Origin of the sequence: Desulfovibrio sp. SGI.169 (genome assembly GCF_050313595.1) — a bacterium.
In the GTDB taxonomy this organism is placed as follows: Bacteria; Desulfobacterota; Desulfovibrionia; order Desulfovibrionales; family Desulfovibrionaceae; genus Desulfovibrio.
This window is the reverse complement of the sequence record NZ_JBNPLS010000022.1, coordinates 17,405-39,949: the sequence shown is the minus strand read 5'-3', so window position 1 is coordinate 39,949 and position 22,545 is coordinate 17,405. Positions and strand designations below refer to the sequence as shown.

15 protein-coding genes are annotated in these 22,545 nt (G+C 57.2%); 8 read left to right on the top strand and 7 right to left on the bottom strand.

The window, feature by feature from the left end:
* Positions 1 to 3 precede the first annotated feature (3 nt).
* Together ACQRA4_RS10675 and ACQRA4_RS10670 are read right to left on the bottom strand one after the other, a co-directional pair.
* A complete protein-coding gene (locus tag ACQRA4_RS10675; protein WP_427823062.1) occupies positions 4 to 639 on the bottom strand; it encodes a class I SAM-dependent methyltransferase in 636 nt (211 codons plus the stop codon).
* 243 nt (positions 640 to 882) lie between these two features.
* Entirely contained in the window at positions 883 to 1,455 is a 573-nt protein-coding gene (locus ACQRA4_RS10670; RefSeq protein WP_427823061.1) for a DNA-3-methyladenine glycosylase I, read from the bottom strand.
* Positions 1,456 to 1,603: 148 nt separating this feature from the next.
* Between ACQRA4_RS10670 and ACQRA4_RS10665 the strand changes: the two genes are divergently transcribed.
* The 4 genes from ACQRA4_RS10665 (at position 1,604) to ACQRA4_RS10650 (ending at position 3,600) form a co-directional block, all read left to right on the top strand.
* Positions 1,604 to 1,765 (top strand): hypothetical protein, encoded by a 162-nt coding sequence (locus tag ACQRA4_RS10665; RefSeq protein ID WP_427823060.1) that lies wholly within the window; start codon positions 1,604 to 1,606, stop codon positions 1,763 to 1,765.
* 233 nt (positions 1,766 to 1,998) lie between these two features.
* Positions 1,999 to 2,280 (top strand): hypothetical protein, encoded by a 282-nt coding sequence (locus ACQRA4_RS10660; RefSeq protein ID WP_427823059.1) that lies wholly within the window; start codon positions 1,999 to 2,001, stop codon positions 2,278 to 2,280.
* A 77-nt stretch (positions 2,281 to 2,357) separates the two neighbouring features.
* Positions 2,358 to 2,567 (top strand): 50S ribosomal protein L28, encoded by a 210-nt coding sequence (gene rpmB / locus ACQRA4_RS10655; protein ID WP_427823058.1) that lies wholly within the window; start codon positions 2,358 to 2,360, stop codon positions 2,565 to 2,567.
* 58 nt (positions 2,568 to 2,625) lie between these two features.
* Positions 2,626 to 3,600 carry a rhomboid family intramembrane serine protease gene (locus ACQRA4_RS10650; RefSeq protein ID WP_427823057.1) on the top strand — a complete coding sequence of 325 codons (975 nt, stop codon included), beginning with the start codon at positions 2,626 to 2,628 and terminating at the stop codon, positions 3,598 to 3,600.
* Positions 3,601 to 3,674: 74 nt separating this feature from the next.
* On the opposite strand, the gene ACQRA4_RS10645 is transcribed toward ACQRA4_RS10650, so the two are convergent.
* A complete protein-coding gene (locus ACQRA4_RS10645) occupies positions 3,675 to 5,012 on the bottom strand; it encodes a UDP-glucose dehydrogenase family protein (RefSeq protein WP_427823056.1) in 1,338 nt (445 codons plus the stop codon).
* Between the two features lie 175 nt (positions 5,013 to 5,187).
* Between ACQRA4_RS10645 and ACQRA4_RS10640 the strand changes: the two genes are divergently transcribed.
* The 4 genes from ACQRA4_RS10640 to ACQRA4_RS10625 are packed head-to-tail and all read left to right on the top strand — an operon-like array spanning position 5,188 to position 8,931.
* Positions 5,188 to 5,559 carry a holo-[acyl-carrier-protein] synthase gene (locus ACQRA4_RS10640; protein WP_427823055.1) on the top strand — a complete coding sequence of 124 codons (372 nt, stop codon included), beginning with the start codon at positions 5,188 to 5,190 and terminating at the stop codon, positions 5,557 to 5,559.
* Positions 5,559 to 7,181 carry an NAD(P)H-hydrate dehydratase gene (locus ACQRA4_RS10635; protein WP_427823054.1) on the top strand — a complete coding sequence of 541 codons (1,623 nt, stop codon included), beginning with the start codon at positions 5,559 to 5,561 and terminating at the stop codon, positions 7,179 to 7,181. Before ACQRA4_RS10640 ends, ACQRA4_RS10635 begins: the two co-directional genes overlap by 1 nt.
* Positions 7,169 to 7,651 carry a tRNA (adenosine(37)-N6)-threonylcarbamoyltransferase complex ATPase subunit type 1 TsaE gene (gene tsaE / locus ACQRA4_RS10630; protein ID WP_427823053.1) on the top strand — a complete coding sequence of 161 codons (483 nt, stop codon included), beginning with the start codon at positions 7,169 to 7,171 and terminating at the stop codon, positions 7,649 to 7,651. Before ACQRA4_RS10635 ends, tsaE begins: the two co-directional genes overlap by 13 nt.
* 56 nt (positions 7,652 to 7,707) lie before the next feature.
* Complete coding sequence (locus ACQRA4_RS10625) at positions 7,708 to 8,931, top strand: aspartate kinase (RefSeq protein WP_427823052.1); 1,224 nt, start codon at positions 7,708 to 7,710, stop codon at positions 8,929 to 8,931.
* A 237-nt stretch (positions 8,932 to 9,168) separates the two neighbouring features.
* On the opposite strand, the gene ACQRA4_RS10620 is transcribed toward ACQRA4_RS10625, so the two are convergent.
* From ACQRA4_RS10620 to ACQRA4_RS10605, 4 genes are all read right to left on the bottom strand, one after another.
* Entirely contained in the window at positions 9,169 to 9,690 is a 522-nt protein-coding gene (locus ACQRA4_RS10620; RefSeq protein WP_427823051.1) for a GGDEF domain-containing protein, read from the bottom strand.
* Between the two features lie 23 nt (positions 9,691 to 9,713).
* Positions 9,714 to 10,631 carry a hypothetical protein gene (locus ACQRA4_RS10615; protein WP_427823050.1) on the bottom strand — a complete coding sequence of 306 codons (918 nt, stop codon included), beginning with the start codon at positions 10,629 to 10,631 and terminating at the stop codon, positions 9,714 to 9,716.
* Positions 10,632 to 10,838: 207 nt separating this feature from the next.
* Positions 10,839 to 12,002 (bottom strand): glycosyltransferase family protein, encoded by a 1,164-nt coding sequence (locus tag ACQRA4_RS10610; RefSeq protein ID WP_427823049.1) that lies wholly within the window; start codon positions 12,000 to 12,002, stop codon positions 10,839 to 10,841.
* Between the two features lie 55 nt (positions 12,003 to 12,057).
* Positions 12,058 to 22,314: a VCBS domain-containing protein gene (locus ACQRA4_RS10605; RefSeq protein ID WP_427823048.1), complete on the bottom strand. Its 10,257-nt coding sequence runs from the start codon at positions 22,312 to 22,314 to the stop codon at positions 12,058 to 12,060.
* Positions 22,315 to 22,545 lie beyond the last annotated feature (231 nt).

The following is a 22,545-nucleotide window of genomic DNA, read 5'->3' as shown; positions in this document are numbered from 1 at the left end:
ATTTTATTTTGTTGCTATAGCATAAATGCTTTCCCAATGTCTTGCCTCCAAGTCAATATCTGGATCAAAATCACGCTGGGAAACATTTTTAAAGCCTGATGCAGAAAGAATGGCCAAAAGTCCTTCCAAATCAAACATATGTTTATGGTGTCCATCCATATATGCAGTATAATTCAATATATCAATCCTGCTATTATTGTGGAAAGCTGGCTGATAATAATCAGAAGCGATTCTTTCGGGATATTTGCCTTTTATATAGGCTTCCACATAAATTGCGGCATTTGGTACGCATATGGAAAATATTCCTCCCTCTTTCAAGCATCGATGGCATTCTTTCAATATGGAAAGCATGGGTTCTGGATACGAAAAATGTTCAAATACATGCGACGAATAAAAGCAGTCTACTGAATTATCAGGGAAAGGAAGGGGATTTTTCATCAGGTCCAAGTTAATGTCTGCCCCGGCCAAATCCATTCCAACCCAGCCGTGCCGGGTAATCGCGCCTGCCCCTAACTCCACGCAAACCTTATCGCCGGCAAGCGCTTTTTGCACCACAGCCTTGTTTCTGGAAGAATTGAGCAAAGAAACAATGAAGCGCTTCGCTGGACGCAAGATTCTTTTTACGTTACGGAAAGCCATCAATCATTTTCCCCCTTGCAGATATTATGCGAGCGTATCCTTTTTCAATTTCATTTGCCATCTGTTTATGGCTGATATGCGGGTTCTAACCCAGCGGGCGGCAAAATAGTCCGCGTCAGCGTATGGGAAGAAACTGAACGTAATATCTCGATTTTCTTGACTTTGAGACGATCCGCAGCAGCATTTTCAGTAGCAGCATTTTCAATCATGGTTAGCGAAATGCAGTCGGCCGTGAGTACGCAGCTATGCTTTCATCGCCTGATACACAAAGCAGTCCTTTACATGGTCATTCACCATGCCTGTGGCCTGCATGAAGGCGTAGATGATCTTTGAGCCGACAAATGTAAATCCAAATTTTTTCAAATCATCGCTGATCTTATTTGAAAGCGCTGTTGTTGCCGGTATATCTGCCATTTTTTCACGGTGTTTATCAATAGGCATATAATCAACATATGCCCAGATGAATTTATCAAAACTGCCATATTTTCTTTGTATTGTCAAAAAGGATTTGGCATTTGACACCGCGGCGTTCACTTTGAGACGATTTCTGATGATTCCTTCATTTGCCAGCAGGCTTTGTATTTTGTCTTTTTCATAAAGAGCCACCTTGCGAGGGTCAAAAGCGTCAAACGCCTCCCGGAACGCTTTTCTTTTTTTGAGTATGGTTATCCAGCTAAGTCCTGCCTGCATTCCTTCTAAAACAAGCATTTCAAAAAGCTTGTTATCGTCATGCACAGGGCGTCCCCATTCATTGTCATGATAGTCAATATATATGGGCAAATTCCCCGCCCATGGGCATCGTTTTTTTTCGCACATGTCATCTACCCTTTCTGTCAACAGGCAAACAGAGTTTTATGAGAATCCCCCTGCACAAGGAGATACAGCCGACCAATGCGGAATACAAGCGGATAATCAAAGGCTGTTATGTTGCCCCAGCCTGGCGCGGCAGCCGTTGCGCCCTGGCATGGTCGATGCCCGGAAGATTCTGGATGTGCTGGCCAACTGTGGTCTGAAGACGGAAATAACCGAGGTCTGCCCCTTCCTCATGGCGGATTTGATCACGTTTATTCTGTTCAGCGATTGGCCAACACGCCCTCTTTCCCTGAATGCAACCATGGGAAAATGACCGATGCGTGGATAAAAGCGCTGAAGAGTGTGGCCGCGGAAAATACCGGCACGAAAACAGCCGGTCCGCTCACGGAATTTCTTGAGAAGACAAAGGACAACGGCGACAGGCTTGCCCCTCAACCCGACAGGAGCTTTCAGCCAAGCTGGATACGCTCCCTATGCTCAAGAGTGTGGAAGAAAAGCTGCTGGGCAAACGCATGTTTTCCCTGCAGTGGATAGAAGGAAGGCCCCATGGAAGAGGCTGTGGCGTCCCGCACGCAAAACGGCTTTTTTCGCGCTGGCCGCGTCACTGTGCGATTTTTGTCGGTCATGTACATGAATACACTCCCTCCTAAAAATCGCCATTTTCCTGTCAGCGCAAAAAATTATTGTGGCGACAGCCCCCGCCCGTCGCCTCGCTTCGGGCGACGAGCGGAAGAATCCCCCTTTTTGCCGACAAACAAAAGCCATAAAGTCTTGCTTTTTTCCTTTTCATGGGCTATTTACCCTCTTTGCGCGGTTATGCCCGCTTGAAAGGCTGTCTGCACAGCGTCGGGCCAGAGTTTTGCCGCATTTGAAATGAACTGTTTTTTGCGTATACGGAGGATAGTATGAGCAAGGAATGCGATTTCTGCGGCAAAAAGCCCCAGGTTGGCAATCTCGTAAGCCATTCCAATATCAAGACCAAGTGCCGTTTCAACCCGAATCTTCAGCGTGTGCGTCACCAGTTCCCTGACGGCAGTGTTCGCACTTTGACGGTCTGCACCCGCTGCCTGCGTTCGGGCGTCGTGACCAAGCCCATCGCGCGCAAGCAAGGCTAATCTGTCTTTTTGTCATGACAGGCCCCGTCAGTTCAGGCTGTCGGGGCTTTTTTTATCCATGTCGCGCGCTTCTTTTCGCACATGCCTTCTCCATGCCGGAAGCCGCTGGATTGTCCGGCGCAGACCAGGCGGCCTGCCGCCGTTCTGGCGCAACATCACCGGCCCCCTGGGGCTGGCGGACTATATGCAGCGCCGTGACTGGAGGCTGGTGCTCAGCGCCTGCCGCATACCGCATATCCTGAATACATTTCGCGGGCGCGAATACATTTATGTTCCCCCCCTGCTGGAACAGGCCGCTCTCAGCGAACTGGCGGGCTTTGATGGTGAACGGCAACGCATCCCCCTGCCCCAGCCGGCGTTGCCCATATGCCCATACGGCGGTCTGACGGCATTTTTTCTGTTGCCGCTGATACTTTGGCACGGTCTGCGCGTGGGCTGGTGGCCTGTGCCGGATTTTCTGCCGCCGCCGCAAGTGTGGTCTGACGCTGGCATTCTGGACAATGTTCTGGTGCGTGTTTATGGACAGCTTTACCGTATTGTCACGGCTCTCACCCTGCACGGCGATCTGCGCCATCTCTGGGGCAATATAGCCTTTGGCGCGCTTTTTCTGGCTTTGCTGGCGCGGCTTGCCGGCGTTGGACGCGCCGTCTGGCTGACGTTGATCGGCGGCATTCTGGGCAATGCGCTGGCGGTTCTCTTCCGCCCCCGTGCCGTCGCCAGTCTCGGTTTCTCCACAGCCCTGTTTGCGTCAGTGGGTATTCTGGCCGGAATAATGGCCGGGCGCCAGATGCAACGACGCAAGGCCATGCTGCCCATTGCGGCAGGAGCGGCCCTGCTGGCCATGCTGGGAACGGAAGGGGAAAATACCGATTATGCGGCCCATGTGGCCGGCCTGCTTTGCGGCCTGGCGCTGGGCCTGGGGGAAAGCTGGCGCGTGCGGCACGGATGGCCCGCTCTGCCGCAGATTCCGGCCGGATTGCTGGCTCTGGCGGTGCCGATGCTGGCCTGGTGGTGGGCTTTTGCCGCCCTGTGACGAATTGCCAAAAGGGATCCAAAGCCGACCAAAGGCTTGAGATGCGACTCCGGTCGGCTTTGGCTTCAATGAAGTCATGCGCCAGTGGGGCGACCGATGCAGAAATAGGCGAAACCGCGTTCGGCCATGGCCGAGGGCGAATAAAGATTGCGCCCGTCAAACAACAAAGGCGCAGTAAGCAAAGACTTGACGCGGGCAAAATCAGGATTGCGGAACTGATTCCACTCCGTCACCACCAGCAATGCCTGGGCCCCCTGGCAGACAGTGTACTGTTCGTCCAGGATTTCCACCAGCTTGTTGTCTTTGAAAATACGGCGCGCATTGTCGGCCGCGACGGGGTCAAACGCCCGAATTTTCATGCCAGCGCCGGTAAGCGCAGTAATGATGTCAATGGCAGCCGCCTCGCGCATGTCGTCGGTATTGGCCTTGAAGGCCAATCCCCAGAGCGCCAGCGTCTTGCCTTTTACCCCCCCCTGCGGTGCGAAATATGCCTGAATGCGCGCGGCCATGTGCTTTTTCTGCCGGGCATTGACCGCCTCCACGGCATTCAGGAGCATGGGCTCCACGCCGGCGCTTTCAGCCGTCTGAATCAGCGCCTTGACGTCCTTGGGGAAGCAGGAACCGCCGTAGCCCACACCGGGATAAATGAACTGATAGCCGATGCGCGAATCTGAGCCAATGCCGGTGCGCACATCGCGCACATCGGCTCCCACCCTTTCGCAGATGGTGGCGATTTCATTGATGAAGGAAATTTTGGTGGCCAGCATGCAGTTGGCCGCGTATTTGGTCATTTCCGCACTGCGCACGCCCATCACGATAAGTTTTTCCCTGGTGCGGGCAAAGGGGGAATAAAGCTCGCGCATGAGGGAGGCCGCCCGCTCGGAATCCGTGCCCAGCACCACGCGATCCGGCTTCATGAAATCCGAGATGGCGTCGCCCTCTTTAAGAAATTCGGGATTGGACACAACGTCCACATTCAGATTCAGACCGCGCGCGGACAGCTCTTCCCTGATGATGCCGCGCACCATGTCGGCCGTGCCCACGGGCACGGTGGACTTGTCCACGACCACCAGTTCATGCTGCATATAACGGCCAATTTCATGAGCCACCTGCCGCACATAGCTCAGATCGCAGGAGCCGTCCGGCCGCGGCGGCGTCCCCACGCAGATGAAGACGCAATCCGCGTCGACAATGCCTTTTTCAAGGCTGGTGGTGAAGGAGAGCCTGCCGTCGGCGCGGCTGCGCCGCACTATGGGTTCCAGGCCAGGCTCAAAAATATGCACGGAACCAGCGTTGAGTTTTTCCACCACCGCGGGATTTACGTCCACGCAAGTCACGGTATTGCCCATTTCAGCGAAGCAGGCCGCGCTGACCAGTCCCACATAGCCCGTACCAACAATGCACAATTTCATGGTATGTTGTTCTCCCTGGGTTCTTCGGCCATACGCGGGCTTGACGCCCCGGCCTCGAACGGGTCAGAATAATGTTTTTGAAAGTATCAGCATAGCTTATTTTTCTCCAATGAGCAATCAACGAACGGCCAGGGGAGGCGGGATGCCCGCTGACCCTCCCGCAAAGGAACAAAGCATGATCGTCGGACTGGGCATAGACATTGCCGAAATGGCGCGTATTGCCAAGGTGTATGAAAAGTTCGGACGACGCTTTCTGGATAAATTCCTCACGCCGGCGGAGCTGGCTTCCCTCCCCGCACGGGCCCTGCCGTATATAGCCGGACGCTTCGCCGCCAAGGAAGCGGCGGTCAAGGCTCTGGGCACAGGTTTCAGCCAGGGGGTCGGCCCGCGGCAGATTGAAACCGGGCGCAACGCGCTCGGCGAGCCGCAGCTTCACTTTCTGGATCAGGCCCTGCTTCGCGCCCGGCATCTGGGCGCGCGTCACAGCCGCCTTTCTATAAGCCATGAACGCAGTGTTGTCGTGGCTGTCGTTATTCTGGAGGCATAATGCGCAGTAGTGCCGATTTTTTTAAATTTCTCCCGCCCCTGCCCCTGCCCGCCGAAATGCGGGCCTGGGACGCCGCGGCTGTACGCCTGGGCCTGCCGGAAGTTCTGCTGATGGAAAATGCGGCCAACGCGGCGTTTGAGGTTCTGCGCGTCTACCGCCCGCATCTGGCCGGGCAGACGGTCTGGCTGTTCATGGGCAGCGGCAACAACGGCGGCGACGCCGTCTGTCTGGCCCGCCGCCTGCTGGATGCGGGCGCGCGACCGCTGGTGCTGCATACAAAAACGCTGGGCGCGTACAGGGGCGTCACTGCCAGGCATCTTCGCATAGCCCGCGCCGCCGGCGTGGCCTTTGCCCCACTGGCCCGACACGAGTGGCAAGAGCCGCCGAACATACTGGTGGACGGCCTGCTTGGAACCGGCTTCACCGGCGAACTGCGCCCCGCCCTGCGGGCACTCATCGGGCGCATCAACCAACTGGCGTCTTCACGCTTTGTTCTGGCCCTGGATATACCTTCCGGGCTTAATGGCACAAACGGTCAGCCGTCGCCTGTGGCGGTGCGGGCCACAGTCACGGTCAGTTTCGCGGCGGCAAAACCGGGCCTGCTTCTTCCCTCGGCCCGCCCCTGGACGGGCCGACTGCATGTCCGCGATATCGGCATCCCTGCCGCGACGCGCGCCGCCAGCCCATGTGGCGCATACCTTCTTGATGGGCATTGTTTGCGCGCTCTGCCCGATCCGCCACAAAACAGCTATAAAAACAGCTTCGGGCATCTGCTGGTGCTGGGCGGCGCGCCAGGAATGGGCGGCGCGGCGCATCTGGCGGCGCGGGCCGCCTTGCGCGCGGGCGCGGGGCTGGTGACGGCGGCGGCTCCGGCAGCCGCGCTGGCGGACATCAAAAGCAACTGGCCGGAAATCATGACCCTGCCCCTGACCGGGGCCGGCGCGAGCCGTTGGCCTGATATGCCGGCAGAAGAACTACAAACAATCTGTGCCCGCCACACGGCGCTGGTGGTGGGCCCCGGCATGGGCCGCGGCGAGGATGCCGCGCGCTTTCTGGGCACGCTGCTGCATCTGCCCCGGCGCCCACCCACTGTTTTTGACGCCGATGCTCTGATGCTGCTGGCGCGCAGTCCCGCCCTGCTGGAACAGGTGACGGAACGCGACATCCTGACGCCCCATCCCGGCGAAGCCGCGGCTCTGCTGGCCTGCGCCACGGGTGAAATCCAGGCGGCCAGGCCGGTCGCGCTGGCCAGCCTGTGCTCCCGCTGCGCGGGCGTTGTGGCGCTGAAAGGCGCGGGCACTCTGGTCGGCCAGGCAGGCGCGCCGCTGCTGCTCAGCCCTTATGACGCGCCGCAACTGGCTGTGGGGGGGGCAGGCGACGTATTGGCCGGGTGTCTGGGCGGGTTGCTGGCACGCGGCGACCTTGCGGAGTGGCCCAGCATCAGTCTGGCCGGGGTGGGCGTGTCGCTGCACGCCCTGGCGGGCCGGTTTTGCGCCGCCGTCTGGCCGCAGCGTGGCAACAGGGCGTCCGAGCTGGCCGATGCCCTGCCCATGGTGCGGGCGAAGATCGCCAACGGCGCACTAGATCAGCCCCGACAGGAAAGACTGCCGTGGCCGGAATAATGCTGTGCAATCTTGAGCAAACGCGGCGCATGGGCCGCTGGCTGGCCGCCAACCTGCCGGGTTCCGGCGTGCGCGCGCTGCTGCTGCGCGGCCCTCTGGGCAGCGGCAAGACCACCCTGATCAGCGCGCTGGTTCAGGCGTTGCCGGGCGGCGACGCCGCGGAAGTGGCAAGCCCATCTTTTACCCTGTGCAACCACTATCCCACCACGCCGCCGGTGCTGCACTGCGATTTGTACCGCAGCGCGGGCGCGCTGCCGGACGAAATTCTGGACGGTCTGGAAAATCCCGCCGTTCTTACCGTGGTGGAATGGGCTGAATACCTCCCCCCCGCTGACTGGCCGGAGGAAATTCTGGACATCTCTCTGCAAGCGTGCGAAGAAAGTCGCATGCTGACGCTGAAAGCTCACGGTTTGCGCGCCGTGGCTCTATTGGATACCCTGTGCGCGCAGTGGCCGAAAAATGACAGATGAGTCCCGGTGCGCGGGTTGGCCGCGCGCTATAACAATTGCGGGCAATGGATACAGGCATGAAAATTCTCGTACAGAAATTCGGCGGCACTTCAGTGGCGACTCTGGAGAGCATGAAACATGTGCGTGAAAAGGTGCTGGACGGCCTCAAGCGCGGCAACAAGGTCATTGCCGTGCTGTCGGCCCGTGCCGGCGAGACAAATAAACTGCTGGCCCTGGCCGAGCAATGGTCGCCCACGCCCGACAAGGCGGAGTGCGATGCGCTGGTTTCTACCGGCGAGCAGGTCTCCATCAGCCTTTTCACCATGTTGCTCAAGGATATCGGCATACGCGCGCGTTCGCTGCTGAGCTGGCAAATACCCATCACCACGGATGACGATTTCGGCCGCGCGCGCATTTTATCCATCAACAGCAAAGCGTTGCGCGCCCATCTTGACCAGTACGATGTGCTGGTGGTGGCCGGCTTTCAGGGCTGCACCGAAAGCGGGCGCATCACAACGCTCGGTCGCGGCGGTTCGGATACCTCGGCCGTCGCCCTGGCCGCCTCCCTGGACTCGACGGAATGCGAAATTTATACGGATGTGGACGGCGTCTATACCACAGACCCCAACATCTGCTCCACCGCCCGCAAGATGGATCGCGTGGCCTATGAAGAAATGCTGGAAATGGCCAGTATGGGGGCCAAGGTACTGCATATCCGTTCCGTGGAATTTGCCAAGAAATACAAAGTGCCCGTGCGTGTGCGCTCCACCTTCAGCGATGATCCCGGCACTCTTGTCACTCAGGAGGACTCCAGCATGGAAGCCGTTCTCGTTTCCGGCATTGCTTACGACAAAGACCAGGCCCGCGTGACGTTGCGCGATTTGCCCGATGTGCCGGGGATGGCCGCGTCCGTCTTCGGCCCGCTTTCTGAAAAGGGCGTGCTGGTGGACATGATCGTCCAGAATACCAGCCAGGACGGTCACACGGATATGACGTTCACCATCTCCCGCAAGGATCTGCCGCAGACGCTGGAGCTCATGAGCGAAGTGGCCCGGAAAACAGGGGCCTCGGAAGTGCTGCATGATGTGAGCGTAGCCAAGGTTTCAGCCATCGGCGTGGGCATGCGCAACCATTCCGGCGTGGCCGCGAGGACCTTTGCGGCCTTGACTCAGGAAGGCATCAATATTTTGATGATCAGCACCTCGGAAATCAAGATTACCATCCTGATTCAGGAAAAGTATGTCGAACTTGCCGTGCGCATTTTGCATGACACCTTCGGTCTTGATTGGGACATCGGCTAGAATGCGTCAACTTTGATTTTTTGCGGAGTCCAGGCTCAAGCCCAGATTCAGAGGCATGTCCGTCCGTGCTTGCGCCGCGTGACAGCCCTCAGCGGCTTCGCCGTCTCCTGGGCCGCTTGCATTGAGACATGACATCTGGATAAAACTTCTGCACATCAAGTCAGATGCGGCTGGATTCTGACAAGGGCGCAGCATCCAGATGCAACAACAAGAAAGCGCGCCTGAGTCTGCGCCATTTCAGGACGCGCTCTTTTCCACTCCCCTTCCCCGGCGCTCGTGGGTACGATAGTACTCCTCCTTCGCCATATACATTCTTTTATCAGCGATATCCACAATTTCCGCCAGCGTTTTATCGGGGAATTCCTTTCCCTGAACATAACCGCAGGATACCGACACGCCCTGTATGTAATCCCCCTGCCAGACGCTGGTTATCTTCTCAAAAAAAGTCTTGATCTGTTTCAACTGTGCCTCATCCACATGGATCGTCGCCGCAAATTCGTCACCGCCCGTTCGGAATACCTTCCCGTATGGTCCAAACACCTCAGCCATGCAGTGGGCTGCGGCCCTGAGCAGTTCATCGCCCGCGGCATGCCCCATGGTGTCGTTGGCATGTTTCAGACCGTTCAGATCCATAGCTACATAGACAAAATTTTCCTTCTCGATGCGTTTGTTGTATGACTCAAGAAACATCATATAGCCCCTGCGATTGAGCAGGCCGGTCATACTGTCGTGGACAGATTTCTTGCGTTCTATCTCCATGCGTTGCTTGAAGCGCATGATGATCAAAATCGATATGAGTGAAGCCAAAAGAATGTATGCGCTGATAGTGCCCAGAACAAAAGGAATGCCGCCGTTGACAATATTTTTTTTTCTTGAATGATTGCAATCAGATACATTCCATAGGAATGAACGGTGTAGTAAGAACGCTGGCCGTTTATCCAGCCTTCGAGCAGGCCCGTCTGTTCCGATTTTTCTGCCCGGGCAGCTATACCAACATCTTCAAAATTTTTCCCCACCAGCTCCGCCAGTGTCGCGCCACGGATTTTGCCAGAGGTGTTGTCCGCCGCAAGCACCGTTACTCCATCGTGAAGAGCGAGGCTATGGATAGTATTCTGAATATCGTTCGCCTTAAGCTCATGCAGCAACCGCTTTGGCTCGATGCCGACCTGGATCATGCACGTCCCGATTTTATTCCAGCATATGGCGTACATCATGGGTTTGCTCTCTGCGGTGTTCAACACCATATCCTGACACATGGACAGAGTTTTATCCAAGAGCATGGGCTTGAAATAGGCCATCTGTTCCCCGGAATCCATGGAATAGCCATAATACTTCGGCAGATTTCCGCTGCGAATCGTTCCGCTTTCATCAAAGATGTGAATCTCATCCACTTTGGTCAGCTTGGCGATTTTATTCAGCTCCGCTACATCATCCATAATTTGCGGAGAGTTGTCCAAAATATAGGCGACAGCTTTGGCCCTGACCATATAATCTTCCTGCAGAGAGTTCAGCAACAGGGCCTCATCTCTCTGATTTCGATCTATGTTGCGCGCAATCTGATTGAACAGAATGGCTGCCGTATGCTCAGTCTGATTTTTATTGCTGTGCACCTGAAGCAGGTATATGAGGTACATCAGTAGCGCAAAAAAAATCATAAAAAGCATCGTCAAAAAATATTTTCTGTTGACATTCAAATTCATAACGATCCCTTAGTAAATGAAGTTTATTTATCATTATATTATAACGATTTTAATAATTATGTTAAATTTCACATGGCTATTCTTCAATATTATATGCGCAATTCACTGATCTATTTTATGATTTTATCATATATTTATGTATAACACCAATCATTAAGATTTTCTTCTTGCCTTGAAAACTAAAAGAGAATCAGGCATGCAAAGAAATTATGTTCCAGCAGATTTTTTCCACCGTTCATAGTGGTTCAGCAATTCATCCGCATGACGGGGGATCATGATTTTCTGAGCATGATGCGTCAGTACGGCTTGCCGCCCATTGCGGCGCAGGCTCTCCATTGCCTGTTTGTTGTTCAAAACATGGTTGAGAAGGCGGACTTGATCTTCGCCGCTGCGCGGCCATGTCAGCATGGTTTTTTCGGGAATGAGCGCCTCTGTGCGTGGTGTGGACGAAGGACGCGCAAGAAGAAGCGTACCGCAACTCAAAGCCTCCATCAGCTCTCTCATGCGGCTGTGCGGAGATGGAGAAACATGCGCGGTGGAGGCGGCCAGCATGTCTCTATATTCGGCCCGGCCCGACAAGCCCTGTACATGCAGCCTGCCGGGACAGGCGCGGGCGATCTCAGCAAACGCGCCGGGATATGTCCCGGTATTGTCGCGGCCGGCAAGCAGGACATGGCAGTTGGGGCGTTGCCGCAGCAGACTGGCCACAACCGCAGAAAGGGCGTTATTTTCGGGCAGTCCTTTCATGTCGATTGAAACCATTTCCATATCCCGCGAAAAGGCAAGCCCGTCGCAGAGAAAGGGGGCGGCGTTTTCCGCCCGGAAAAAATCGGTATCCACAAAAGGCGGCGTCACGCCGACAACGGGCCGCAAAAAATCAGGAATGCCCCGATCATCGCCGGAAAGCGCGAAAACGGCATGTCCATGAAACAGGGCCATGCTGCGCGTCAGTAAGGCAAACGAGTTTTTTTCGTCATCCCGCCCGTTTTCCGGCGCATATCTGCCCAGATCAAGATAGGCCGCCCGAAACGAAGTCGGAAAAATATCTTTCAGAAAAAGGCTTTCCCCGCATCCGGCGGTAAAGAGCACTACCTCCGGCTCAAAGCCGGATCGCTTGAGCTGCGCAAACGCGCCACGAGCTTCCCGCCCGGCATGAACAGCCCAGGTCCATTGGCGGATGAACTCGTCTTTTCCTTTCGGCGCGCGCTCATGCGCAGCTTTGAGCAGAATGCGGCGGACACCGGCTATGGAGAAATCGCGCCGTCCATAGCTGGAGGCAAAAAGCACGGTGTGCTCCTGCCGGGATGCAAAGTAGTGCGCCAGCGCTTCGAACTGGCCAGGAAAACTGTTGTTGCAGAACAGGATACGCATGACAATCTTCAAGGCGGGGGCGACGTTGCGCCGCCCTCCGCCCCCTGTTGCTTGGTTAGCAGCCGCCGCTACCGGCCTGTATGGTGTTTACAGCAGCCCTCACGGCTTCTTCGTCAGCATGATCCTCAGTAGTTACGGCTCCGCAGAGGTTTTGATAAATCCCTTCCACAGTCGCCATGGGAGAGTTCTCGCTGGCGGCGTTTTCGTCATCCTCCGAATCAAGGCCGGGATAGAGGGAGGCATCCATATTCGTCAGATCAAGAGAGCGCTCGCCAGAACCGCCCTGCCGCGCCTCATCAGGCTTTTCGGAAGAGCCAAGCAGGGTATCCACGCTTTCCCCGGCCTGAAGCAGTTTTTCAAAAACGGTGGTTCCGTCTTCCGCCTTGGCCGAGGGCGTCAACGTGGTTTCAAGGATAAGCGATCCGTTTTCATAGTAGCCGTCATGATTGAGCATCCACTCCTGCTCAAGAATCAGCGTATTATCTTTTACTGTAATGCCATACTCTTCCAGCTCCTGCTGGCTTGTCAGCGCGGCGAGTTCATCACCTTTCAGCAGCACTTCCACGCCGTTGACCAGCGGGCCGGAATTCGGATCGTCATTTGCCAGTATATCCTTCAAATGAAGGTCATCGTTGCTTCCGCTCAGCAGGAAGTCGATGCCGCTGCCGCCATGCACGAGATAGTCCGACGGGTCATAGAAGATAAGATCGTCGTCGTAGCCGCCGAACAACGAATCTTCGTCCTCAGAGCCGGCCAGAATCTGGTCGTCGAAATGCACGGTCACTTCATGTCCGGTCACGCCGCCGTGGCCGTCATCCACCATAATGGAGAACGAATCAATGACCGCGCCGGAGGGCGCTTCGCCATGCGGGGTATAGGTATACGAACCATCGCTTTCAACATGCACAGTGCCGTACTGAGGGGCCTTCTTGTCATCCAGCCTGAAGAGCAGCGCATCGGCGTCGGTATGATCGTCGTCAACCCCGACAAGCTGTCCATGCAGGACATCATTCTCAAAGCCGCTGAACACGTTGCCGCCGACGGTCGGGGCCTCGTTGGTGCTGTGCGCGGCCAGGCTGACGTCACGCCGCATATCGCCATGACCGTCGTTCAGTATCACGCTGAAGTCCAGAGAACTCTCCGCGCCCGGGGCCATGGCGTTGGTGTGCGCCTCGCTGATCGCGTAGCTCAGAATGCCGTTCGCATAAGAGAAGGTCACGTTGCCCAGGGCGTATTCCTGCCCGTTTTGCGGGATATTCAGGCTCTCGCCGGCCAAGGCGATGGTCAGGGCCACATTGCCGCTGTCGGCATCGCTGATGAGCAACTCGCCTCTGTTGGCGTTGACGGACTCAGGCGCGGGCGCGCTGATTTCCGGCGCCTTGTTCGTGCTGGTGAGAGAGATGGACAGCCCGTTCTGCACGACCGCGCCGTTATGCCCGTCGCCCACCGTTACGGAGAAGTCCAGCCTGACGTCTTCGCCACGGTTTATGGCGCTGGCATAGGCATCGTCCGGCGTAAAGACATAGTTCAAGACATCAGTCGCGCCCGCGCCCTGCGTGAAGTGCAGAACCAGCGCGCCCACCTTGTCTCCGGCGGCGTTGTAAACATCCAGGCTTGCGCCGTCCTCCAGCTCTGCCAGATTCACATGAAGGTCGTTGAGGTTTTGATCAAAGAGGCCGGCAAAGGTCGCCGTGTGGCTGTCCTGCGCGTCCACATCGCTGAAGGAGAGCTGACCATGACAGACGCCGTCGACGCCGTGGGCCAGGCTGGAGCCTTCAATCTTCGGAGCGTCATTGGAGCCTTCGACATGAATGGTCACTTCCGCCGCATCCGACCGCGCGCCGTACTTGTCCGTTACCGCCACATGGAATGTCTCGTGGGTCTTTTCCCCTTCGGCAAGGGCGTCGGCCCGCTTGTTGTCCAGGGTATAGGAGTATTCGCCATTATCCTTGATGGTTGCCGTGCCGTAGGTTGCGGTCAGGGTCTTGCCGTCATTGCTGACGCTCCAGCCTGCCGCGCGCTGTTCGTCCGTCAGGGCAAAGCTGTAGTTCAGCGTGTCGTCCGCGTCGGCATCCACATCCCTTGCGACGATGGCGCCGGTGAACACGGGGCCGGAGCCGTCTGCCCCTTCCACCAGCGCAGCATCGGCGTCATTGCCCGTTACGGAAGCCGTGGAGTCAATCTCCGGGGCGGTGTTGGAACCCTTGATATTGACGATAATCTGCCCGGATCCGGTCAATCCGTCGTGGTCGGCAACCTTCACATCGAACCTGATCTCGTACAGCTCGCCCGGCTTCATGCCGCGCACGACCTCGCTTTCGCTGTTCAGCGCAAAACTGTAGCCGCCAGTGGCGGGATTCAGCGTCAATGTGCCGTACTCGTTGGTGAAGGTCAGCGCGCCGCCGTTTTTCGCCTCAACGGCAGTACTGCCGTCGGTGACTTCGTAGGTCAGGTTCTCTCTGCTGTCCGCCATGTCCGCGTCAATGAGGTGGAAGACGCCTTCCGCCCTCCCATTGCTTTCCGAAGCTTCGGCAACGGCAAGAGCCTTTTCCACAATCAACTGAGGCGCATCGCCCGAGCCCTGAATGGCGACCGTAACATCCACACCTTCCGCACTCGGTTCGCCGTGTTCATCCCTGGCGTATACCGTGATGGAAACAGTCGGGGCATCATTGGCGCCCAGGCCCTGCACGGCGGCGCTCTGGTTGTTCAGGGTGAACGCCAAATTGCCTTCCGCGTCGATCTGCCAGACGCCGTAGCCCTTCTCGTCTTCCATGAAGGTCTTGCCGTTTTCGAACATAAAACGCAGATTGTCCGTACCTTCATCATCCGTGAACGCTTTCGCAAGCTCGCTTTTGCTGATAACGCTCTCCACAGTGCCGGAAGCGCCGCCAAAGCCGTCTTCCGTCACGCTCTCGCCCCGGATCGCTTCCGAACCGGCGAACACGGGCGCAAAGTTCCGGCCGTTAATGTCGATGGAGATTTCCTGTTCAGCCAGACCGCCATGACCGTCCGAAACATATATCTTGAACGTTTCCTGCAGGGCAGCGCCATTGATGAGATGCCACGCGCCGTCGCCATCCTGGCGGAAAAAAGTGGAAGCTTCAGGGTCAGCCGCCAGCTTCTCCGGGTTCAGGGCATAGGTGTAGGACCATGAGCCGTTTGCGTTCTCCGCCAGGGTGATAACGCCGTAGCTGCCCTCAGTGGAAGGCTGGGCGACGCCATCCCCGCTGAAGCTGACGCTCAGCTTTTCCATGTTGCCCGTCCCGTCGCGATCCGCATCCGTGGCCTCAATTTTGCCCGTGATGCTGGCATGGCCGTCCGCTTCCGTCACCACGCCGGTGATGCGCTGGCTTGCGTCAACATGAGTGATTTCCGGCGCATCGTTGACGCCTTCAATGGTGATGACAATCTTTACCTCATTTCCTTCAGCGTCAAATACGGGCTGGCCGTTGAGCATGACAGCGAATTCCTCTGTCACAGTCGCGCCCGCCGCCAGATTCTGCACCGGATTGTCCTCGCCGTTTTTGCCGTTGAACAGGGTATAGGTCCACCTGCCCGTGGCCGGATCAACGGAAATAAAGCCATATTTCCCGCTGATCGGGGCGGGATGATCCACAATGCCCGTCTGGGTCTGCCGGCCATCAGCGCCCATGAGGCCAAAGAAGGCGTTGCCCGCGTGCGTGGCGTCAAGTTGCCCGGAGATTGTCTGGTTGGTTCCCGCAGTCGGATCATCATCAGAATCGCCATCCTCAACCACAGTACCCGCAAGATCGCCGCCACGATAAACGGGTTCCTCACCACCGCCGCCGTTCAGATCACTCTTGTTGATGGAGATCTGGATTTCCCTCGTGGTTTCGGATTGCGCGCCATACGGGTCAACCACCACGATTTTGATGGTGTCGGTAAGCGTGCTCGCTTCGGGATTATTCCTGAAGTAGTCTCCCAGCGCTGCGCTGTAGCCGTCCACCGTGTAGCTGTATTCGCCGGTTACAGGGTCGATGACAAACGCGCCGTAGGCCGTCTTCAGCACTGTGGAGGCGACAAAGTCGCCGTTTGCCGACTTTTCGCCATTGGTGAGCATGTATTGCAGGGAACTGTCATTATCATCAATGTCGGTTCCGCCGCTGACCCTGCCCTCAAAGCGCATATCGGCCTTGCCATCCGTGTGGTCGACGTCCTTCACAAAGGGTTTGGCGATGCCGGTGAGAGCGCCACTTTCCAGCCATTCCGGGCGGTCGTTGGCGCCGTTGACCGTGACGGTGATCGCCTTGTCAACGGTGACGCCGTTGATGGTCGTCTGGATGATGAACTGTTCCTGATCCGACCTGTCGGTATTCCATTGCTGAATCTTGCTGTTGTCCAGCTCATAGTGGTACGCGCCCGTGCTCGGATCAAGCGCCAGCTTGCCGTACGCGCCCTGGCTGACGATGGTTCCGTCCACGCGCTGTTCGCCATTCTGCAGATTCCAACTGATGTCGCCCCTGACAATGGCCTCAATGTCTTCCAGATCCACGCCTGACGGCGTGATCTTGCCGTGCGTTGAGCTGGTGGCGTCTTCCGCGCGGCTGAGCTCGCCGTTGTTTTCCGTTACCGTCAGATTGCCCGCGCTCAGTTTGAAGTCATCGTGTTCACCCTTGACGGTGATCTGAAGTCTGCCATCCGTGGATGCGCCATGCTCGTCCGTAATGCGGACTGCAAAATTTTCGGCCTGAAGCAGTTCATCCTTGTTCAGATGCTCGAACTCGCCTCCAGAGACGGTCAGCGCATAGGTGTAGCCGCCATCGGGGCGCACTTCAAGAATGCCGTATTCGCCCTGGATTTTCTGAACCAGAGAGCCGTCAGGCTTGACAATGGCGAAGGTGAGGGCGTCGCCTTCCGCATCGCTGCCGCCCAGCCTGCCTTCGATAACCCTGTTTGCGTCATTTTCGGTGAAAGACGCCGCACTGCTGCCAGCGGTCCAGGTGAGGCCGTCCCCGCCCAGCGAGGCATTGCGCGCATCGTCAGTCTGCTCGAAAACGGGGCGGTCATTGGCGCCGCTAAAATACACATCCAGCTTCTGATCCGCCACGCTATCCGAACTGTTCAGATTGCCGTCGCCATCAAAGGCGTCATGGCGGTCATCCCAGGCGACCAGTCTGATATTGTCGCCCAGAAGCTCGGAAAGCCTGGTATGCCAGTTCTCGTCCATGCCGTTCAGGGAATCATGATCCAGCCTGAAGGTGAACTTGCCGTCAGCATTGATGGAAAGGGAGCCGTAATGGATGCCGTCGATGGTGATTTCCAGCGAGCTGCCAGCCCCATTGCCGCTGCCCGTGATGCTGTACTCATGGCCGTTTGCCCTGCCGGTGGTGACCACCGGCTCGCCGTTGCCGTCAACGGCGCTGAGCAGCTTGCCGTTCAGCATGAAGCCGTAGTGCTGGTTCTGTTCGCCTTCAGCGTTGCTGTCAGTCCACTGAACGTCAAAGCTGCCGCTAGCCTCGCCGCTGGCATTATTGGGCGTATTGGCGCCGGGCGTCACGCCAAATTCCTTTACGTCCAGCACATGGGCGTCAGCCGTGGCCACGGTCAGGCGGGGGCCATCATCCGCGCCATGAACGGTGAAGGTCACGTCCTTGATGTCAAACGCGCCGCCTTTGTCTCTGACCACAATGCTGAAGCTTTCCTCAACCGTATCTTCACCGCTCAGGGCCACAACCTTGTCGTGGTTCACATGGTATTCATAAGCGGGCTTGCCGTTCGCGTCCTTGGTGATGGTCAGCGTGCCGTACTTGCCTTCCACAGTGGTGGAGGTGGCGTCATTGAGGATGCTCTGATCCCGCCCTGTCCAGGAATCGTGGTTGCGTTCAGTCAGGTCTGCGCGCGCATCGTTGCCGTTCGCGTCTTTTTTGACGATGGAGTACTGGTGCGTATCGCTGGCGTCCGGATCCAGCGCGGAAAGCGCGCCTGTGGCGACCAGATCCGCTTGGTCGGTCACGTCATGATCAGGATTGTCTTCCAGCTTCAGTTCGGGGCGATCATTGGAACCCCTGATTTCCACCTTCACCCTGACAGTCGAGACGCCGCCCGCCGGGTCGGCCACCGCTACGCTGAACTCACGAATACTGGAATACGACGAGCCAAAGATATTATTGATCATATGCCCAAGGCTGCCCTCAGGGCTCATGGCAAACGAGTATTCGCCCGTGGCGGGGTCGAGCGTCAGCGTTCCAAGGCTGACACTGGACAGGATGCTCCTGGCCTGGCCATCCTTCAAATCGGCAATATTAAAAGCTTCACCCTGAATCAGGGTGTTGAGGCTGTCGCCGACATTCAGGCTGCCATCGGCTGCCGCCGCCTTGAGAGCCGTGTTCAGTGCGGCGAGCTGATCCGGCGGAAAGGCGTCGCTTCTGATTTGCGCCCAGACTGCATTGAAATCTCCGCCGCCGCTCAACAGATGTTCAGCGCTCAGGCCATCCCCGTTCACTCTGGTGTAAGCGTTGTGCACGAGCCTGAACGTGAAACCGTCGCTCTCTCCGGCGTACTTCCACCGCCCTCCCGCGCTGCCGCCGCTCAGGGCGTTATCCACATCCTGCACCCGAATCTGACTGGCGGCCGCAGAGCGGTGTTCCGAGCCCTCCAGGCTTCCGCCCTTGTCTTCAACCGTGCCCACATTGCCCTTGAATACGCCGTCTTCCTTCACGGTCAGGCTGGAAGCCGTGGCCGTGGGCGCATCGTTGGCTCCTTCCACACGGATGGTGATGGGGGCCTGATCATAGGCGCCGTGCTCGTCTGTCACGCGCACGTTGACCTTGTCGGCAAGGTCAACGACATCGCCGTTATTCATTGCCTGCACAACATCGCGGTCATTGAACAGTTCAAAATGGTATTCGCCCGTGTCAGGGTTGATGACCAGCTTGCCCACGCAGGCGGCTGCGTTATCCTCCGTAAGCAGGTGGCCGCTCCTGTCCATGTACAGCGCGGCGCGCACCTCCGCGTCCGGCGCGTCGCCGAGGGTAAGCCCGAAACTGCGGCCCGCGTTATGGTCATCGTCCGAGCTGTCCGCCGTAGAGTCGGCCTTGCTCTGGGAAGCCTCAACGCCCACCCCGGCTTCACGCGCCACGAGGTCTCTTCCGTCATCCTTCAGGATGAGGGTAGGCACGTCGTTGCTGCCCTCAATGGTGACGCCGATTTGATGATGCCCCTGCGCGCCGTGCTCATCCGTAACGGTAACGGTAAAGCTGAAGTCCAGCTTTTCACCCTTGGCCAGGCTCTGCGCCGTTTCGCCATTCAGGGCAAAGCCGTAGTCTCCGGCTTTGTGCGGCACGGCGCTTCCGTCGTCCAAAATTTCCGTCCAGTCCTGCTTGTGGAAGGTGAGCGTGCCGTAGTTGGTTGCGATAATCTGCACATTGTCCGAAACGGAAGAGCCGGTCGGGTTGATCACAACTTCAGACTGGTAAACATTGCCGTCCGCATCCAGAAGGGGTGTGGAACCGGAGCCTTGCCCCTGATAATGATCCACTTTGTTGCCCGCGCCGAACTGATCACTCAGCTTCACGGAAAAATCAAAGCCGCTCCGCTGATCCGGGTCGCTCACATCAATATGGCCGGAAACCTCGGTGCGATGATTGGCAGAGAAGACAGAGTCGTTGTTCTTGCCATCCTCCGCGGTGGCGGTGTTGCCATCGCCGTTTTCCATGTACACGCCTTCTTCCTTGACAAGAACACTGCCGCATTTCACCGTGGGGCCGTCGTTGGTGCCCTTGATCAGAATATCCACATCGTGTTCAACAGGGGCGGACTTGCCGTCCGTTACGGAGAAGGTGTACTTGCCGCTGTAGTGATCCTCACCCTCAATGTGCGTGGCCCCCTCGCTCTCATCGTACTGCTTGAGGCCGTTCACGGCGACGTTGTCCAGCTCATAGCGGTAGCCGTACGTTATTTCATGGCTGCCGTCGGGGTTGACGACGGTATTTTCCGTGACAAGCAGCGTTCCATAAGCGTCTTTGACATACAGCTCGCCCGTGGCGGGGTCGCGTTGCAGGGTCACCACATTGCCATCGACATTCTTTACGGTGAGGGAGAGCGTGTCGCCCTCATCAGTTTCACGGACAGTGAACCGACCGTCAGCTTTCGCAATGCCGTTGATCTTTGCCTGATTCGAGCCTTCCGCCCATCCATCGTCAATGCCGGTTATGGTCTTGTCGCCCACGCCGGCTTCCTTGAGCGTCAGCTTTCCGCTTCCTTCGGCTGTGATGCCGGGCTGGTCGTTGCTGCCCTTGATCACCACGGTGACGGATTCGGCATCATGCGCCTCATGGCGGTCAGTTACGGTAATGTCGAAATTCAGCGTGACGTCTTTGCCTTCGCCCAGGTTTTGGGCCGCGTCGGAAGGCGTGAAGGTATAGGTTCCGTCCGCCCTGACAGTCAGCGTGCCGTATTTGGTTTCAAAGACAGCGTCTTCGCCGTAATCGGAAGAAGGCGCGGATCTGTCCAGAGAGATGTCGTCATTCTCGCCGGGGCGGTGCGCGATCTCGAATTTGTGGTTGACCGTATTGCCATCGGCCAGCGCGCCATCGGCGTCATCGTCCGACACGGCAAGGGCGCCGTGGCCCGTCGCGTCCTCCCCGATCACCAGATTCGTGTCGCTCAGCGTCAACTCCGGCTTATCGTTGGTGCCCGTGATGGTGACATTGACGTTCTGCTCAACACTTTTGCCCGCGCCATCAGTCACGGTAAGCCGGAAGGGCAGATTCAGCGACTGCCCCGCATTAAGCCTGCCCGCCGCGTCGCCGTAGCCAGGATTGTTTTCGTCAAACAGATTAAAGCTATAATTGTATGTAGTGGCAGTGGAGCCGTATGCATCCGTCACGACAAAGGGCGTAACGGTGAACACGCCGTAAGCCGTGCTCACTGTGGTAACGCCGCTCGCCATATCGGAGCGCACCGTGTATTCTTTCGGATCAAGCCCCTCAATGACTGCGGAAAGAGACTGCGCGTCGTTGGCGTCCTTTTCAAACACGGTGAAACTGCCGCCGTCATTCATAACGCCGTCCACCGCATTCATTTCGCTGCCGAACACGCCGCTTTCCACAAGGCCGAGCTCTGCCTTGCCGGTCATGGCAATAACCGGCTCGTCATTGGCGCCGCGAATGACGATATCAAGCGATTCTTCCGCATGCGCGCCATGCTCGTCCGTAACCACAACGGCTACGCGCTGAACCACGTCATCCGCGCCGTCGCCCTTCAGCACTTTTACCGCGTCGCTGTCTTTATGCAGAGTATAGCTGTATTCGCCCGAATCGGGGTCAATGGTCAGCGTGCCGTATTCGTCCGTCAGACTGAGAATGGGATCGCCATTCCCATCCTTGCCGAAGCTGTAATGAAGAACATGCCCCGTGTCGGGGTCATCGCCTTTCGCAGTGCCAGCGTCAACAATATCCCCGTTTATATTGGGCGCGTCTTCGGCGCTGACAAAAAGGTTTTCCCTGGTCAGCTCAAGGCTGGGGATATCGTTGGAACCGGTGATGGTCACGTCCACATTGGCGGTAGCCGAGCCGCCGCGCCCGTCGCTGACCCGCACGGTGAACGATTCCTGACGGATGTCGCCTTCAGCCAGAGCATTGGCGTTACCGTTGTTCAATTCATAGGTAAAAGCGCCGGTGGCGGGGTCTATGGCGATAACGCCCCAGTTTGTGGTGATGCTGGTGACCACATTGCCCGAAGCGTCAATAAAGCCAAAGCTCAGGCTGTCTCCGTTGGGATCGGCAACATTCACCTGGCCGTGGAACACGGGCACGCCGGCCTTGGCCTCATTGCCGCCCGTGTGCACGCCCGCCTCCACCACTGCGGCGGCGTCCACAGAGATGACAACAGGCGCGCCGTTCATCTCGCTGTCGTCGCCCCCCACGCCTTCGCGACGTTCGTCAAGGCCAACGCCGAAATCCATCGTCAAGTCCAGACCGTCCAAGTGGTCAATGCCTTCCATAAGACTGGCGTTGGCATATTCATGATAGCGCGCACCGTTGTTGGCTCCCGCGGCGGGGCCCGCGGCCGGCATGAGGTTCGGCTCATTCATGGCGGTGAAAAAATCCGCGCCGGAGATTATGGCGCCGTCCACCTCGAAGTCCGGCATCTTTGCAGCGTTGTAAGCTGTATAGAAGCCGGTCAGTTCAATGGAACCGCCGTCGTCGAAGGTAAATACAAGGTCATCTCCCGAGCGCGTCATTGTCGCTTCGGCAGTGGGAAAGTCGCAAATAAAACGACTGTCCGGAGCGCAGGCAATGGTTTGCTTTGTGCCGAAAGAAACTTTGAAAAGGCGTATATCGGCCATGCTGATCTCCCTCAGTATTTTTTCTGGATAAGCAACGGGCAATCGCTCAGGCGCAAACTAAAAAACAGCCCGTGCGAACCAGACATCTCGCAGGGGCTGTGCCAGGGCGTTGAATTTTGTTGAAAAAAAAACAGGAGGGCGCGCTGCTTTCAGTGCATATGTACTTCAAGAAAAAGCGCATAAAAATACCTGCCAAATCAACAGATTACACACACCCGGCGGTACATGCTC

Coding starts and splice junctions, on each gene's coding strand:
- ACQRA4_RS10675 (WP_427823062.1), bottom strand. CDS start 639: ATGGCTTTCCGTAACGTAAAAAGAATCTTGCGTCCAGCGAAGCGCTTC.
- ACQRA4_RS10670 (WP_427823061.1), bottom strand. CDS start 1,455: ATGTGCGAAAAAAAACGATGCCCATGGGCGGGGAATTTGCCCATATAT.
- ACQRA4_RS10665 (WP_427823060.1), top strand. CDS start 1,604: ATGGTCGATGCCCGGAAGATTCTGGATGTGCTGGCCAACTGTGGTCTG.
- ACQRA4_RS10660 (WP_427823059.1), top strand. CDS start 1,999: ATGGAAGAGGCTGTGGCGTCCCGCACGCAAAACGGCTTTTTTCGCGCT.
- rpmB (WP_427823058.1), top strand. CDS start 2,358: ATGAGCAAGGAATGCGATTTCTGCGGCAAAAAGCCCCAGGTTGGCAAT.
- ACQRA4_RS10650 (WP_427823057.1), top strand. CDS start 2,626: ATGTCGCGCGCTTCTTTTCGCACATGCCTTCTCCATGCCGGAAGCCGC.
- ACQRA4_RS10645 (WP_427823056.1), bottom strand. CDS start 5,012: ATGAAATTGTGCATTGTTGGTACGGGCTATGTGGGACTGGTCAGCGCG.
- ACQRA4_RS10640 (WP_427823055.1), top strand. CDS start 5,188: ATGATCGTCGGACTGGGCATAGACATTGCCGAAATGGCGCGTATTGCC.
- ACQRA4_RS10635 (WP_427823054.1), top strand. CDS start 5,559: ATGCGCAGTAGTGCCGATTTTTTTAAATTTCTCCCGCCCCTGCCCCTG.
- ACQRA4_RS10625 (WP_427823052.1), top strand. CDS start 7,708: ATGAAAATTCTCGTACAGAAATTCGGCGGCACTTCAGTGGCGACTCTG.
- ACQRA4_RS10620 (WP_427823051.1), bottom strand. CDS start 9,690: ATGGAGATAGAACGCAAGAAATCTGTCCACGACAGTATGACCGGCCTG.
- ACQRA4_RS10615 (WP_427823050.1), bottom strand. CDS start 10,631: ATGAATTTGAATGTCAACAGAAAATATTTTTTGACGATGCTTTTTATG.
- ACQRA4_RS10610 (WP_427823049.1), bottom strand. CDS start 12,002: ATGCGTATCCTGTTCTGCAACAACAGTTTTCCTGGCCAGTTCGAAGCG.
- ACQRA4_RS10605 (WP_427823048.1), bottom strand. CDS start 22,314: ATGGCCGATATACGCCTTTTCAAAGTTTCTTTCGGCACAAAGCAAACC.